Genomic DNA, 14,099 nt, shown 5'->3' with positions numbered 1-14,099 from the left:
GGACGCGGGGTGCCTATAGCACCCCGCGTCCTGACGTATTTAATGTGTGGCCGTATTACTTCACGTGACGCACGCCCTGGGCTTCAGTCCAGGTAAGCTCAGCACCGGAAGTGAACTTCAGGTGAGTTTTACCGTCTGCGCCTCGGTATTCATCGGTGGTGGGAAAGCCCAAGGTATTGATATAACCGTTGCGTACCCAGTAGTAGTACAAAGCGCCACGAGAATTTAGGGCGTGAGCGCCACTTTGTCCAGACCAGTAGACGCCGGTTTCACGTCCGTTGCCGTTGCCGAAGTAAACCGCGGCACCGTTGCCAACTGGGAACTCATCGGTGATGGGCTTGCCGTAACCGCTAAAGTTGCCCGAGGTCATCCACTTAGCGTGAATTTCCCCTCGCTTGTTCATGGAATGCGCACCGTATTGTGAGCTCCAGTAGAAAACGGTTTCGCGGTTATTAATCGAGAAGCTAGCAGAAGCGCCGTCGGCAAAGTCCGCCTCATCGGTGGTGGGGTAGCCATAGGTGAGCAGACCGCCCTCGTCAGCCCACTTATTAAAGATTGCGCCGCGACCGTTCAGGGCATGTGCGCCAAAAGCTGAGCTGGAATACACAGCGGTGTTCTTGCCCGTACTCGGCTGCACAAACCAGGCTTTTTTACCGCCGTTGGTGAATGGAACCTCATCCATGGTGGGGTAGCCCCAGTTCTTTTCAGCACCGGTGGCGCGGTAACGCTGGCCAATAGTGGTAGCCCAGTCAACGCTGTACGCACCGTATGAGGGGTGCCAATAAATCGACTTATTTTTTGAGAAATCTTGAGCTACACCGTTGTTAGCGGTTTTGTACTCAGCGCTAGCGGGTGAACCGTAAGTGTTCTGGGCACCGGTTGCGCGGTAGTGATCACCAATAGCACCTGCTACAGAGTAAATAGGCTGAACCGGTGTGGTTGCTTGAAGGCGCTGCGTGCTGATGTTTTTGTAAGACGCGTTGGACGCGAAGTCAGCTAGCTGCTTGAGGTCGCCGTTGAAGACATTGGAGTCACCGGAAAAAGGACCCGAGGCGCTGTACTGCCAAATGTCATAGGTGCTGTATCCCGCAGGCATCCGACCGGGTGAGGAGGTGCCTGAGTATGAAGCGATGTGTAGTGGCAGGTGGGAGAACGCGGTGGTGTTGTTGGTGCATTCGCTCCACCAGCTGGTGGTGGTGTAGAGAGCGGGGTAGCGGCCGGTGAGGTTGCGGTACTCGTTGACGAATGAGCTGATCCAGCTGATCATTTCGGTAGGGCTCATGTCGTAGCACATATCGCCTAGGTCGCTGTAGGGGTTGTGCTCTATATCGAGAAGTCCCGGAAGGGTCTTGCCGTCGTTGGTCCAGCCGCCGCCGTTAGCCACAAAGTAGCGGGCTTGTTCAGCTCCGGTGGTGTCGCTGGGAATAGCGAAGTGGTAGGCACCTCGGTACATGCCCTGATCTGCTGCGCCGGTGTATTGAGAGTTGAAAACCGGGGAGCGGTAGAAGGTGCCCTCGGTGGCTTTGATATAGGCAAAGCGTGCGCCTTGGTTGTATTCTGCCTGCCAGTTTACGTTGGGCTGCCAGCCTGAAACATCCATACCCAGGATTCCGGTGCCGGTGGGCGAAACAGCTGCTGCTTGCGCAAGTTTCTGATCGGGTTCCTGCGACGCGGGCGAGAGGTGATCTACATCGGAGAGCTGTTTTTGGCTTTGGCCCATGGTTGCACCTGGATTGTTATCGCCTTCGCGGGGTGGTGCAGAGAGTTTCTGCGGAGTGTCTGGAATGCTTGATTCTTGTGTGTCTGTAGGAAGAGCGGTAGCACCTGCGAATGATGAGACGGTGCATGATGCGACAAGAAGTGTAAGCAGAGAGTTTTTCAGGGGACGTTGCATAGTGCGAGTGAAACTTTCACCGGGGGACGGGGAACAAAGTGTATTTCAACGAACAAGAGAAGGTAATGTGCTTTTGTTTCTTGGCTCGTTGAATACGGTCTGACGCTGAACGTCAATGAGTGGGGTATCAGTTACCAGCGTTGACCTCACAACAGTATAAAGAACCAGAAGTTCGGTGGCTATAGATAGCAAGTGGAGACTTTCAAATTTAGGGTGTGAGCTATACCTCGAAATATTTGATAAAGAAAGTATGGTTGAAGTAAGCAGAAGGTATCTGAAAGAATTATGGGATGACATATACCGTTGAATACTCAAACCGCCCTGAAGAACGCGAAGGAACTCACCTGGTTCTTCTGTTGCACGGCTTTGGATCTCACGAGCGTGACTTGTTGGGGCTGACTCCGCATCTTCCCAACACTGGGATCACGTATGCGGGTATGCGCGCTCCTCAGCCTGTAGGCGCGGTTCGTGAAAGCGATGATGCTGTCTCCGCTGTTATTCCGGGGGCTGCCATGGGGTATCAGTGGTGGCCGCTGACCGGAGGGGTCACAAATGCTGCTACCGATCATCTGGGCGTGAAGCTCGCAACCCAGTACGTGGTGGAGTTTCTGCAGAGCAGTAGAGAGATGTACAGCGGAATCACTTTGCTCGGTTTCTCGCAGGGTATGGCCATCTCAACCTCTGTTGCTCGCCACCGTCCCGATCTTGTAGCAAGCGTCATTGGCCTGAGCGGTTTTGTGGTTGACGGTGCAGAAGAGTTCTTCAACGATGAAGAGCTTATTCAGAAGCAGATACCGCTGTTCTACGGACGCGGGGATTCCGACCCCGTGATTCACGCCGACAAAGTCGCTTTTACGGATGCGTGGCTACCCGGCAAGGTTCAGCTCGACTTCCACCTATACCCCGGTCTTCCGCACGCGGTTAACGCCGAAGAAATCGGTGATGTGACCGCGTTTATTGAGAAAAACGTTCTGAACTAACAGCTACTTCCGCCCTTAAAACAAAGGATGCGCGCTCCTGCTTGGCAGGGAACGCGCATCCTTTTTAATACTTAGTTCTCATGGACTACTTTTACCGTAACCCCGTTGAGAGTAACGGTGTCGCCGGCATGAAGCTGTTTACCGCGAGCCTCTTCAATCTGACCGTTCACCTGAACTAGCCCGTCCTGAATAACCTCGCGGGCGTGCACACCGTTTTCTACAAGGTTAGCCAGCTTCAAAAACTGGCCAAGACGAATCATCTCGTCACGAATAAAAACTTCTTCAATATTGCTCATGCCACTACTCTAGCCCACCACCTTGTGCGCTAATCACTGGTAATCTAGTGGCACGCATAAATCCCCGGCTATATTTCATCGGGGTAGAACTATGCGCCTAAGACATCAATATGAGACTCGCACACCACATCCAGTGGTGGCGCGAGAAGGAGTGAAACACATGGCACCGAAGTCAAAGCTGGATAACGTCATTACGCTGGCAAAGCGCCGCGGATTCGTTTTTCAGGCGGGTGAAATCTACGGCGGTACCCGCTCCGCATGGGACTACGGCCCCCTCGGTGCTGAGCTGAAGGAAAACATTCGCCAGCAGTGGTGGCAGACTTTTGTTCGTTCACGCTCAGACATGGTTGGTCTTGATTCTTCCATCATTCTGCCTAAGGCTGTGTGGGAGGCGTCCGGTCACGTTGCTACCTTCACCGACCCGCTGGTTGAGTGCCTTTCATGCCATACCCGCCTGCGTCAGGATCACTTGATTGAGGCGTTTGAAGCTAAGCACGGCAAGTCACCTGAAAACGGTATGGGCGATATTAACTGCCCCAAGTGTGGCACCAAGGGTCAGTGGACTGAACCGCAGAACTTCTCAGGTCTGATGAAGACCTTCCTCGGTCCCGTTGACAACGAAGAAGGCTTGCACTTCTTGCGTCCTGAAACCGCGCAGGGCATCTTCGTGAACTTTAACAACGTGGTCACCGCTGCCCGCAAGCGTCCTCCCTTCGGCATTGGCCAGATCGGTAAAGCTTTCCGCAACGAAATCACCCCGGGTAACTTCATCTTCCGCACCCGTGAGTTCGAGCAGATGGAAATCGAGTTCTTCACTCACCCCGAGGACGCCCCCAAGTACTTTGACCAGTGGGTAGAGGACTGCTGGAACTGGTTTGTTGATCTAGGCATTAACCCCGACAACATGCGCAAGTTCGATGTTCCTGAAGACGATCGCGCTCACTACTCAGCGGGCACTATCGACCTTGAATACAACTTCGGTTTCCAGGGCAACCCCTGGGGCGAGCTGATGGGTGTTGCAAACCGCACCGACTATGATCTCGGTGTTCACAATGCACACTCCAACGCAAAGCTCGAGTACTTTGACCAGGCCTCTGGCGAGCGCTACGTTCCCTACGTGATTGAGCCGTCCTTCGGCTTGACCCGTTCAATGATGGCGTTTTTGGTTGACGCTTATGTTGAAGATGAAGCGCCTAACACTAAGGGCGGCGTTGATAAGCGCACCGTGCTGAAGCTTGATCCTCGTTTGGCTCCTGTAAAGGCTGCTGTTCTTCCGCTGTCAAAGAAAGAAGACCTTGTTCCTACCGCTAAGAAGCTGCAGGAAGAGCTGTCGAAGAACTGGAACATTGATTACGATGACGCCGGTGCAATTGGTCGCCGTTACCGCCGTCAGGACGAGATCGGTACTCCGTTCTGCATCACCGTTGACTTTGACACCCTCGAAGACAACGCTGTGACTATCCGCGAACGCGACACCATGACTCAGGAACGTGTCTCGCTGGATCAAGTGAAGTCATACTTGGCTGGCAAGCTGGTTTGCTAAGTTATCTCAGACGCTAACAAGGACGCCTGCCCTCCCGTATTTCGGGGGAGCAAGCGTCCTTTTTTGTAAACCGGGTGAGCTTATCTCGTTACGCGGCGGCTAATGTCAGTTGGTGGGGCACATGGCGGTTGTCGCGCGTGACAGCCTTGGTAATCGCATCGTATGAGGTGCCATCGAAGGTAAAAGAATTTTTGATGCGGCCAGTTTCTACAAAGCCAACTGAGGTGTACACGTGGCGTGCTCGCTCGTTTAATTCAAAGACTTCTAGCTCGATGCGGTCAATATCTAGGTAATCGAATGCGTAATCAACAATAAGTTTTGTTGCTTCGGTGCCGTGACCTGAGCCTTGGCCTCGTTTTCCAATGGCGATGCGAAAATTCAGGGAGCATTTGTCGGCATCATAATCGTTGAGCACGACTTCACCGATATACCTCTGCAGAGCAAAAGAATAGATAGCGAGGTCGATGCGGTCTGTCTGCTCGTGTCGCGTTGCATACCAGGCTCTGGTTTTCTCTTCGGACAACGGGTTGCCGCGTTGAGCTTGATCTGTAGAATCCACGGTTCCGGTGCGTTTGAGCACGTCTGGTTCTGTCAGGATTTCAAGCATGGCGTTGATTGCTTCTTCATCAAAAGGGCGTAGTTCAACTAATTTTCCGGTGAGTGTGGGCTTGTGCAACAGAGTACGTGTCATGGGTTCATCGTAGATTATTGATCTGTCGATGAGCCTACAAATACTTTGCGGGTAGATTAACAAGTGGCTTCAACAAAACCTGGGCTCGTACACTTAACACCAAGCATAAATTTCACCCGAAGTAAGGGGTTCTATGAACGACTACACCTTCAGACCGTGGCAAGACGGCGATGACCTTGCTCTGCTACAAATTTGGCATGACGCCGATAATACGCAGTCGCAGGCTTTCCGCTCAGCATTTACAGTTGACTCAGATTCAGCGCCGTGGTCGCGCACCATTGTTGCAGAACACCAGGGTATTCCAGTGGCTGCGGGTACTGTTTATGAAACCTCTTTGCATAACCGCCACCTGTGGAGCTACGTTGAGGTAGCTCCTGAGCATCGACGCAACGGCGTAGGGTCTGAGCTACTCAAACAGCTTCAGGAACTTGCTCAATCCTCACCTTCTGGCGTCAGTACTTTGCGCACCAAAGTTGAAAAGGGCTCTGCCGGTTATGATTTTGCAACCGAGCACGGGCTTTCCCCGATTCAGCGTTCACGTATGGTGCGCGTGCATCCCGGTACCGTTCCGCTGGTGCCTTTGCGTGAAGATGAAGACGGGCGCCCCACCCAAGAAATTGAAGATATCGCTACCGGCTCTGTCGAGCTCACCCGCGTCCTGTGGGATTTTTATCAGAAGGCTCACGAATGGGATCCACCCGCGGAGATTGATCTGCCACGCGTCAATAGGCTTTTCCTTTCTGATGAGGCCGAAGCCTACGGTGCTGTTGTTTTGCGTGACGACGTGCTGACCGCCAAGAAGGAAGGCAAAAAGGCACCTATTAAAGCTTTCGCCGTGAGCTATCGACCGCTAGAAGCCGATATGCCCGGTTTTGAAATGCCCGAGGACGCAGCAACCGAGGTTCTTATCGGTTACGACTTTGAGTACCCTGGCGCTCGTGAAGCTATTATGCAGCTGCTGTCTTTGCTGGCACATCAGTACCCCGTCATCCTTGAAGTCGATGATTCTATGGAAGACCTGACCGTTATGATTGATCACTTGATTAAATCCGGCGTAGCCGAAGTTGAAGAAGAGACCATCGTCTTGGCTCATGCGTAAAGATCTGACATAGCGGTACAACGATCACGTTGTACCGTTTTGTTGTGTGAAGAGGTGCAGTAGAAATGGATGAAGAGCGAGTCGAGCAAGTCTTACAGGTCGTAGAACAGATCCCACCTGGACGTGTTGCAATCTATGGGGATATCGCAGCTGTTGTCGGTGAGAGTCCTCGCTGGGTTGGACGCGTGATGGCCGAGTACGGTTCAAACGTGGCGTGGTGGCGCGTGGTGAATGTAAAAGGGCAGATTCCAGGTCACGATATCAGCGCAAAAGAGCGGTGGAAAGCCGAGAAAATGCTTGATGAAGAAGGCAAATTAGAGATGCGGCGCGTCCGACTCGCCTTGAGTAACCTCAACAAACCCTGTGAAATATTGGGTAACAAAACGCTCTGACTAGGTAAAACTTTTTTGTTCATCATTTATTAAACTTTTTTTCATAAGTAACGTGATGAACAGTAGGCTGATTCCGTCTAAGATGTAGATATAAGAAAAACTCTTATACGTGGAGATTCCACAACATACTCTTCACTTGTATGTGGAAGAGATAGAAAGGGAGCTAATAAATGGCTAACAACTCAATCGAAACCCTGCGTAACAGCGTTGTTGTAGCAACCGACGGCGAAAAGATTGGTAAGGTTGGTGAGGTTTACCTCGACGCTGACTCAAGCCAGCCCACCTTCGTTACTGTTGCAACCGGTCTCTTCGGTTCAAACGAAACCTTCGTTCCTTTGAATGATGCACAGTACAACGGCGACGAAATCGTTGTTCCCTTCTCAAAGGACTTCGTAAAGGACGCTCCGAACATCGCTGAAGATGGCGAGCTGTCACCTGCTGAAGAGCAGCGCCTGTACGAGTACTACTCACTCAACAACGGCACCACCCGCACCGAGACCACCGCAACCGGTGTTGCAGGTACCGGCGTAGCTGGCGACCGTGACGCACGCGTTGACGCAGACCGTCGCGACGTACACGCTCACACCGATGCAAACAACGGCGACGTTGTTGCACACGAAGAGCGTCTGAACGTTTCAACCAACACCTCAGCACGCGAGACCGGCAAGGTTCGCCTGCGCAAGGTTGTTCACAGCGAGACCGAGACCGTTGAGGTTCCCGTACGCCGTGAAGAAATCGTTGTTGAGCGCACCAACGTAAACGACGGCAAGGTTGTAGACGGCTACGACTTCGATTCAGCAGAAGCATCAGCTGACGTAACCGTAACCGCTCACGAAGAGCGCCCCGTTGTTTCAACTGAGACCGTTGCAACCGAGCGCGTTTCAGTAGGCAAGGAAGTACACACCGACACCGAGCGTGTTTCAGGTGAAGTACGCAAGGAAGAAATCGTTGTTGAGGGTGAAGAGAACACCCGTAACGGCAAGAAGTTCTAATTTCTGATTTGAACTGCTACGCCTAGCGTAAATTACTAAGGAGTCCCGCATTCAAACTATTGGATGCGGGGCTCTTTTTACCCTCAGAATAGGAAGCATAATGACTAATTTAGTTGACCCGCGTTCAAAGTACCCCGTCATCAGCCCTCCTGAGCAGACCCAGCCTGAGCCCGGTTTGGATCAGGAAATGGAGCCCAAAGCAGATTTGGGTCTGGATTCCTACAAAGGCAATGGTCGTCTGAAAGGACGCCGCGCACTGATTACCGGTGGTGACTCCGGCCTTGGTGCTGCAGTAGCGATTGCGTACGCTCGTGAAGGCGCGGACGTGGCAATCTCGTACCTGCCCGAAGAAGAGCCCGACGCATCCTTGATTATGGCTGCTATTGAAGAGGCCGGTGTTAAGGCACTGGCTCTTCCCGGAGATCTTCGTGAACTTGAGCAGTGCGAGGCTATCGTCGAAAAGACTGTTGAAGCTTTTGGCGGTCTCGATATTCTCGTGAACAACGCAAGCCGTCAGCTGTGGAACGATAACATCGATAACATCAGCGATGAAGATTTCGACCACACCATGAAGGCGAATATCTACTCATCGTTCCGCGTGACCAAGGCAGCTGTAAAGCATATGGAACCCGGTTCATCTATCATCTTCACCTCGTCAATTCAGGCGTACGAGCCCTCAGAGACTCTGCTGGATTACGCGATGACTAAGGCTGCGATGAACAACTTGAGCAAGGGTCTGGCACAGGGCCTTGCACCCCGCGGTATTCGCGTGAACTCGGTTGCTCCCGGCCCCTTCTGGACTCCTTTGCAGCCCAGCTTCGGTCAGCCGCAGGAGAAGTTGCAGTCGTTTGGCCAGGATACCCCGCTGGGTCGTGCTGGTCAGCCTGCTGAAATCGCTGGTGCATACGTGTTCCTCGCATCCGACGAGGCATCGTACGTTGCCGGCGAAACCCTCGGCCTCACCGGCGGTCGTCCGACCCCGTAGTAAGAGCTGATAAATAGCTAATATAGTGCCCTTGCCGTTGGCTGATACAAGCTAACGGCAAGGGCATTTTTGGTGTGAGCAAGCGCAATTCCCGCGCAGGGAGTGAGTATGCGAAAATTGCTAGGTGACTGATACTTCAACAACTCGTTCTAAGCAGCTTAAACTTCCGCCGCTTCAGCTCGGTAAGCACACCGTAGATGTGCCCGTGGTGCTGGCGCCCATGGCTGGCGTGACCAACAAGGCTTTTCGCCGCCTGTGCCGTGAATACGGTGGGGGACTGTACGTCACCGAAATGGTGACCGCCCGTTCTCTCGTTGAGCGACGTGAAGAAGCTCTGCGCATCATTGAACACGATAATGATGAGGCTATTCGCTCTATTCAGATTTACGGCGTTGACGCTGTGAACGTGGGCAAAGCGGTGCGCATGGTCGTTGAAGAGGACCGCGCTGATCACATTGACCTGAATTTTGGTTGCCCCGCGCCCAAGGTCACCCGTCTAGGTGGTGGCTCTGCGCTTCCGTGGAAGACCGACCTTTTTCAGGCAATCATTAAAACTGCTGTTGAAGAAGCGTCCCGCAACGATGTTCCGCTGACTATCAAGATGCGCAAGGGCATCGACGATGATCACCTGACTTTTATGGAATCAGCCAAAATGGCGCGTGACCTGGGCGTTTCTGCGATTGCTTTGCACGGCCGCACCATGGCTCAGCACTACTCGGGCAAAGCAGACTGGAACGCTATTGCCGACTTGCGTGAGGCTATTCCGGACGTTCCGGTGCTGGGTAACGGTGATATTTTCTCTGCTGAAGATGCTATTGCAATGGTTGAGCAGACCGGTATTGACGGCATCGTGGTAGGACGCGGTTGCCAGGGACGCCCGTGGCTCTTTGGCGATTTGCAGAACGCTTTTGACGGTTCTGAAGAGCGATTCCGCCCCGGTGTTTCTGAGGTAGCCGAGATGATTTATCGCCACGCCGAGTTGCTCGTAGAAACTTTTGGCGACGAAACCAAGGGGCTGCGAGAGATTCGTAAGCATGTGGCGTGGTACTTCCACGGCTACCCGGTGGGCGGCTCACTGCGCGCCAAGATGGCAACCGTCCCTGATTTGGCAGCCTTCCGCGAGTACCTCGCTGAGCTGGACCACTCCATTGAGTACCCTGGCGCAGCTGTAGAGGGGCCTCGCGGACGCGCTGGCTCACCCAAGAAGCCGCACCTTCCGCACGGCTGGCTGGACTCCCGCATCCTGGGTGACGCTGAGCGACTGGGCCTGGTAGATGCCGAATTGGATATCTCGGGCGGCTAAAAACTTCATGAGAGGTGAGATAACGGACATTTCTAGGGTTTAGAGCGTTCGGTATCTCACCTCTCGCGTTATCTTTAGATGTATGAGACAAAGCCAGACCGTACGTGTAGAAACTCCGCAGGACCTAGCGGGGCTAGAGCACCTTTACGCTCAGCGACCGGAAGGGGCTAAAGCATGGGAATTCGTGCAGTCCCTGCGAGAGAACGCGACGGTGTGGACGCCGGAGCTCTCCATTCTTGTTGAAAATGCTCAAGGCTCTATCCTGGCGCATACAGTGGCTGTTCGATGCTGGATTGACTCCTTTCCAGCTCTTGTCATCGTTTCGGTAGCTGGCTCGCACGAGAAGGCTCTACCCGCTGTTCAACACCTCATCGAAAAAGCTCGGAACAAGGCTCGGCAGACGGCGTCCCCGCTGTGCTTGTTGGCACACGCATCCACTGATTATGCACCGGAATTCTATGAGCAGGTAGGGTTCGAACAGGCTCGTTTCGAAGGCATCAAAACAACACTGGACACTCAGCGCAACCACTTCTTAGCTCTCAACCTCAATCCCGATTTTGAATTGGCACCCGGTACCGCAATCTTTTCGCCAGAATTTGGCGCCGAAGACGACGACGATTTTTAAGGCACCTCTATGTACTCTCACGATTTTTCACCCGAAACAAGCGCTGGGGGTTCTTACTCTGAAAAGGACGCCCAGCGGTGGGTTCCTGAGCATCATCGCAACATCTACCGCTCAGCTTTTGAACGCGACCGTGCACGCATCCTGCATTCATCTGCGCTACGTCGGCTCGGGGCTAAGACTCAGGTGCTGGACCCTGAGACCGATGATTTTGTGCGTACGCGATTGACACACTCTCTAGAGGTCGCTCAGATTGGTCGAGAAGTAGGGCGTATGCTGGGGTGCGATCCCGACGTTGTGGATGCAGCCTGCCTTTCTCATGACCTGGGGCATCCGCCCTTCGGACACAACGGTGAGACCGCATTGAATGAGTTAGCGCAGGACGCTGGCGGTTTTGAAGGTAACGCCCAGACGCTTCGCCTGCTGACCCGTCTTGAACCCAAAGTCATGCGTCATGACGGAGGCAGTGCCGGGCTCAACCTGACCCGCGCCGCCTTGGACGCGTCCTGCAAATACCCGTGGGTGCAGGCGGATGCGCCGGCGCGAGCTGACGGTAAACCCAACCGCAAATTTGGCGTGTACACCGATGATATGCCTGTTTTTGAGTGGTTTAGACGTGGTGCGCGCGATGCCGATGTGCCTCCAACGCAAAAGTGCATGGAAGCGCAGGTCATGGATCTTGCCGATGATATTTCTTACTCGGTGCATGATGTCGAGGACGCTGTCTTTGGCGGTCATGTGCAGTTGCACTATCTTAACGACGCGGACGCCCGCGAAAAAGTTTTCGAGAAAACCCGCCAGTGGTACCTTCCCAATGCTACGGACGATCAGCTCAACGCGGCTTTGATGCGCTTGGAGAATCTTGATCGCTGGGGCACTCACATGAGTGGCTCTCGCGCGTCAATGGCAGGATTTAAGGCGCTTACTTCTGAGGTCATTGGTAGATTCGCTGCGGCAGCAGTGCGGGCTACTCGCGATAAGTATGGGGACGACCCGCTGGTACGTTACTCGGCTCAGCTGGTAGTGCCCGAGGATACCGAGCACGAGATCGCCGTGATGAAAGGCATTGCCACCACCTATGTGATGACTACTCGCGATGCTCTTCCGCACTATGAAAATCAGCGAGAAATTCTTTCGGTGCTGGTCGAATCTCTCTACGAAAACCCCAGCCTGCTCGACCGCACTTTTAAAGCTGACCTGGTAGAAATTGGCCCGAATGATGATGCTGCTAAGCTCCGTCTGGTGATTGACCAGGTGGCATCTTTGACCGACCGCTCGGCAACCGATCTGTTCAAACGCATCACCGCCAGACTGCTCTAGCATTTTGCGCTGATTGCGCACGCATCGCATTCGTAGCGGATAGTCCACTACACTTGAACCCGTGGCTGGTTTGATTCGACGTGAAGACATTGACGAGGTGCGTTCGCGCACCGATATCCGCGAAATTGTTGAGGGGTATGTGACCCTCAAAAGCGCTGGTATAGGCTCTTTCAAAGGTTTATGCCCCTTTCACGATGAACGAACGCCGTCTTTCCACGTGCGTCCGCAGATGGGAACTTACCACTGCTTTGGTTGCGGTGAATCAGGCGATGTCATTTCGTTCGTCATGGAGATGGACCACACCTCGTTCACCGAGACTGTCGAAAAGCTAGCTGCTCGCATCAACTATGAACTGCACTATGAGCAGGGGAGCGGGCCCGACCGCGAGCAGGTGGGTAAACGTCAGCGTTTGCTCGATGCCCATAAAGTCGCCGCCGAATTTTTTCAGCGCAACCTCTACACCCCGGCTGCAGTGGAAGCCCAAAAGTTCATGGGTGGACGCGGCTTTGACCCCGCAACCTGCCAAAAATTTGGTGTCGGTTATGCACCCAAGGGCTGGGATAACCTGCTGAAATTCATGCATTCACGCGGGTTCACCGACGACGAATTGCGCGGCACCGGTATGTTCTCCGAAGGAAACCGCGGCCTGTACGATCGTTTTCGCGGACGCGTCATGTGGCCCATTCGCGGACTCGGCGGCGAAACAATTGGTTTCGGCGCGCGCCGTTTGTACGACGACGACCAAGGCCCCAAATACCTCAACACCCCTGAAACCGCGCTCTACAAAAAATCGCAAGTGCTCTACGGCATCGACCTCGCCAAGCGCAATATCGCAAAGCAAAAACAGATTGTGCTGGTCGAAGGCTACACCGACGTTATGGCCGCCCACCTTGCCGGTATTGAAACCGCAGTGGCAACCAGCGGTACAGCATTCGGTGAAGGGCACATCAAAGTCATCCGCCGACTCATGGGCGATGACGGTTCTGGCGGCGAAGTGATTTTCACCTTCGACGGTGACGCCGCCGGACAAAAAGCAGCGCTTTCAGCCTTTGAAGAAGACCAACGTTTCGTGGCGCAAACCTACGTTGCTGTGGCAGATGAAGGCATGGATCCTTGCGACCTCCGCCTTGCCAAAGGCGACGCCGCTGTGCGCTCGCTGATTAACTCGCGTCGTCCGCTGTTTGAATTCGCTATTGACTCCACTTTGCGCAGCTACGATATGACCACTCTTGAAGGACGCGTGCGCGGCATGCGCGCTATCGCCCCTATTATCGCGGGAATTAAAGACTCCTCGCTGCGTCCGGCGTATATTCGTCGCGTTTCAGGACAGCTCGGTTTGGATATGGACGAGGTTCAGCGCGCCGTCACATGGGCTGTGCAGAATCCGCAGGTGTCTGCGCGTGAACGCGCTCGTATTGCTGAAGAAGAGCGTGTGAAGGCCGCTGAAGAGCAACAGATGCTTTCGTCTTCGCCCGATGCTTTTGAACAACCTGACCTCAGCGATCCTGTGGCGCGGATGGAACGCGAAGCGTTAGAAGTTATCGTTCAGGTACCCCAGCTCCTTGCCCTTGAGCAATGGCAACAGCTGACGCAGGTTCAGTTCCGTTACCGTATGCACGAAGGTGTTGCGCAGGGTGTTATTGGTGCTGCTTCAACTATTGCACCTGAACCCGGAGCTATATGGGTGAATACCGTACGTTCTTTCGCCCCCGAACAGTCGCACGCTCTGCTTGCCGAGCTGACAGTTTCGCCCATACCGGCGTCCTCACAGGAACAACTCGCTAGATACGTTCACGATATTTTGAACAGACTGTTTGAGCAACAGATCAACCGCCAGAAATCTGATTTGCTGATGCAACTTCAGCTTCTCAACGCGGACGCGTCGCCCGAAGAATTCCAGCGAATTCAGCGGGAGCTCATGCAACTGGAGCTGCAACGACGCCGCATCATGGAAGGTCAAGACTAGGGTATATCCGAGCGCG

General features: G+C 53.8%; 13 protein-coding genes. 10 read left to right on the top strand and 3 right to left on the bottom strand.

Annotation, left to right across the window (positions count from 1 at the left end; all coding sequences use genetic code 11):
- Positions 1 to 55 precede the first annotated feature (55 nt).
- Positions 56 to 1,894 (bottom strand): GH25 family lysozyme, encoded by a 1,839-nt coding sequence (locus IDM49_RS08585; protein ID WP_190724200.1) that lies wholly within the window; start codon positions 1,892 to 1,894, stop codon positions 56 to 58.
- A gap of 290 nt (positions 1,895 to 2,184) precedes the next feature.
- Here IDM49_RS08585 and IDM49_RS08580 point away from each other — a divergent pair, with 290 nt between their 5' ends.
- Positions 2,185 to 2,874 (top strand): alpha/beta hydrolase, encoded by a 690-nt coding sequence (locus tag IDM49_RS08580; protein ID WP_190724199.1) that lies wholly within the window; start codon positions 2,185 to 2,187, stop codon positions 2,872 to 2,874.
- A 71-nt stretch (positions 2,875 to 2,945) separates the two neighbouring features.
- On the opposite strand, the gene IDM49_RS08575 is transcribed toward IDM49_RS08580, so the two are convergent.
- A complete protein-coding gene (locus tag IDM49_RS08575; RefSeq protein ID WP_190724198.1) occupies positions 2,946 to 3,170 on the bottom strand; it encodes an RNA-binding S4 domain-containing protein in 225 nt (74 codons plus the stop codon).
- 160 nt (positions 3,171 to 3,330) lie between these two features.
- Between IDM49_RS08575 and IDM49_RS08570 the strand changes: the two genes are divergently transcribed.
- A complete protein-coding gene (locus IDM49_RS08570) occupies positions 3,331 to 4,713 on the top strand; it encodes a glycine--tRNA ligase (protein WP_168614277.1) in 1,383 nt (460 codons plus the stop codon).
- An 88-nt stretch (positions 4,714 to 4,801) separates the two neighbouring features.
- On the opposite strand, the gene IDM49_RS08565 is transcribed toward IDM49_RS08570, so the two are convergent.
- A complete protein-coding gene (locus tag IDM49_RS08565) occupies positions 4,802 to 5,404 on the bottom strand; it encodes a GNAT family N-acetyltransferase (protein ID WP_190724197.1) in 603 nt (200 codons plus the stop codon).
- A gap of 133 nt (positions 5,405 to 5,537) precedes the next feature.
- On the opposite strand from IDM49_RS08565, the gene IDM49_RS08560 reads away from it, so the two are divergent.
- The 8 genes from IDM49_RS08560 (at position 5,538) to dnaG (ending at position 14,083) form a co-directional block, all read left to right on the top strand.
- Positions 5,538 to 6,503, top strand: coding sequence for a GNAT family N-acetyltransferase (locus tag IDM49_RS08560; protein ID WP_190724196.1), 966 nt, complete (start codon positions 5,538 to 5,540; stop codon positions 6,501 to 6,503).
- Between the two features lie 65 nt (positions 6,504 to 6,568).
- Positions 6,569 to 6,895 carry an MGMT family protein gene (locus IDM49_RS08555; protein ID WP_190724195.1) on the top strand — a complete coding sequence of 109 codons (327 nt, stop codon included), beginning with the start codon at positions 6,569 to 6,571 and terminating at the stop codon, positions 6,893 to 6,895.
- A gap of 170 nt (positions 6,896 to 7,065) precedes the next feature.
- On the top strand, positions 7,066 to 7,887 hold the full coding sequence (locus tag IDM49_RS08550; protein ID WP_190724194.1) for a DUF2382 domain-containing protein: 822 nt from the start codon (positions 7,066 to 7,068) through the stop codon (positions 7,885 to 7,887).
- 100 nt (positions 7,888 to 7,987) lie between these two features.
- Positions 7,988 to 8,872: an SDR family oxidoreductase gene (locus IDM49_RS08545; protein ID WP_168614282.1), complete on the top strand. Its 885-nt coding sequence runs from the start codon at positions 7,988 to 7,990 to the stop codon at positions 8,870 to 8,872.
- Between the two features lie 124 nt (positions 8,873 to 8,996).
- Positions 8,997 to 10,175: a tRNA dihydrouridine synthase DusB gene (gene dusB / locus IDM49_RS08540; protein ID WP_168614283.1), complete on the top strand. Its 1,179-nt coding sequence runs from the start codon at positions 8,997 to 8,999 to the stop codon at positions 10,173 to 10,175.
- Between the two features lie 82 nt (positions 10,176 to 10,257).
- Positions 10,258 to 10,800 (top strand): hypothetical protein, encoded by a 543-nt coding sequence (locus tag IDM49_RS08535; RefSeq protein WP_168614284.1) that lies wholly within the window; start codon positions 10,258 to 10,260, stop codon positions 10,798 to 10,800.
- A gap of 9 nt (positions 10,801 to 10,809) precedes the next feature.
- Positions 10,810 to 12,117 (top strand): deoxyguanosinetriphosphate triphosphohydrolase, encoded by a 1,308-nt coding sequence (locus IDM49_RS08530; RefSeq protein ID WP_190724193.1) that lies wholly within the window; start codon positions 10,810 to 10,812, stop codon positions 12,115 to 12,117.
- 61 nt (positions 12,118 to 12,178) lie between these two features.
- On the top strand, positions 12,179 to 14,083 hold the full coding sequence (gene dnaG / locus IDM49_RS08525) for a DNA primase (protein ID WP_168614286.1): 1,905 nt from the start codon (positions 12,179 to 12,181) through the stop codon (positions 14,081 to 14,083).
- Positions 14,084 to 14,099 lie beyond the last annotated feature (16 nt).

Source organism: Rothia terrae (assembly GCF_014705925.2).
In the GTDB taxonomy this organism is placed as follows: Bacteria; Actinomycetota; Actinomycetes; order Actinomycetales; family Micrococcaceae; genus Rothia; species Rothia terrae.
The sequence above is the reverse complement of the archived record's forward strand: the minus strand, read 5'-3'. Positions and strand labels throughout refer to the sequence as shown.

Bases quoted from the DNA above. Each gene is read 5' to 3' on its own strand.
- IDM49_RS08570 (WP_168614277.1), top strand. From the start codon at position 3,331: ATGGCACCGAAGTCAAAGCTGGATAACGTCATTACGCTGGCAAAGCGC.
- IDM49_RS08585 (WP_190724200.1), bottom strand. From the start codon at position 1,894: ATGCAACGTCCCCTGAAAAACTCTCTGCTTACACTTCTTGTCGCATCA.
- IDM49_RS08580 (WP_190724199.1), top strand. From the start codon at position 2,185: ATGACATATACCGTTGAATACTCAAACCGCCCTGAAGAACGCGAAGGA.
- IDM49_RS08565 (WP_190724197.1), bottom strand. From the start codon at position 5,404: ATGACACGTACTCTGTTGCACAAGCCCACACTCACCGGAAAATTAGTT.
- IDM49_RS08550 (WP_190724194.1), top strand. From the start codon at position 7,066: ATGGCTAACAACTCAATCGAAACCCTGCGTAACAGCGTTGTTGTAGCA.
- IDM49_RS08575 (WP_190724198.1), bottom strand. From the start codon at position 3,170: ATGAGCAATATTGAAGAAGTTTTTATTCGTGACGAGATGATTCGTCTT.
- IDM49_RS08555 (WP_190724195.1), top strand. From the start codon at position 6,569: ATGGATGAAGAGCGAGTCGAGCAAGTCTTACAGGTCGTAGAACAGATC.
- IDM49_RS08530 (WP_190724193.1), top strand. From the start codon at position 10,810: ATGTACTCTCACGATTTTTCACCCGAAACAAGCGCTGGGGGTTCTTAC.
- IDM49_RS08560 (WP_190724196.1), top strand. From the start codon at position 5,538: ATGAACGACTACACCTTCAGACCGTGGCAAGACGGCGATGACCTTGCT.
- IDM49_RS08545 (WP_168614282.1), top strand. From the start codon at position 7,988: ATGACTAATTTAGTTGACCCGCGTTCAAAGTACCCCGTCATCAGCCCT.
- IDM49_RS08535 (WP_168614284.1), top strand. From the start codon at position 10,258: ATGAGACAAAGCCAGACCGTACGTGTAGAAACTCCGCAGGACCTAGCG.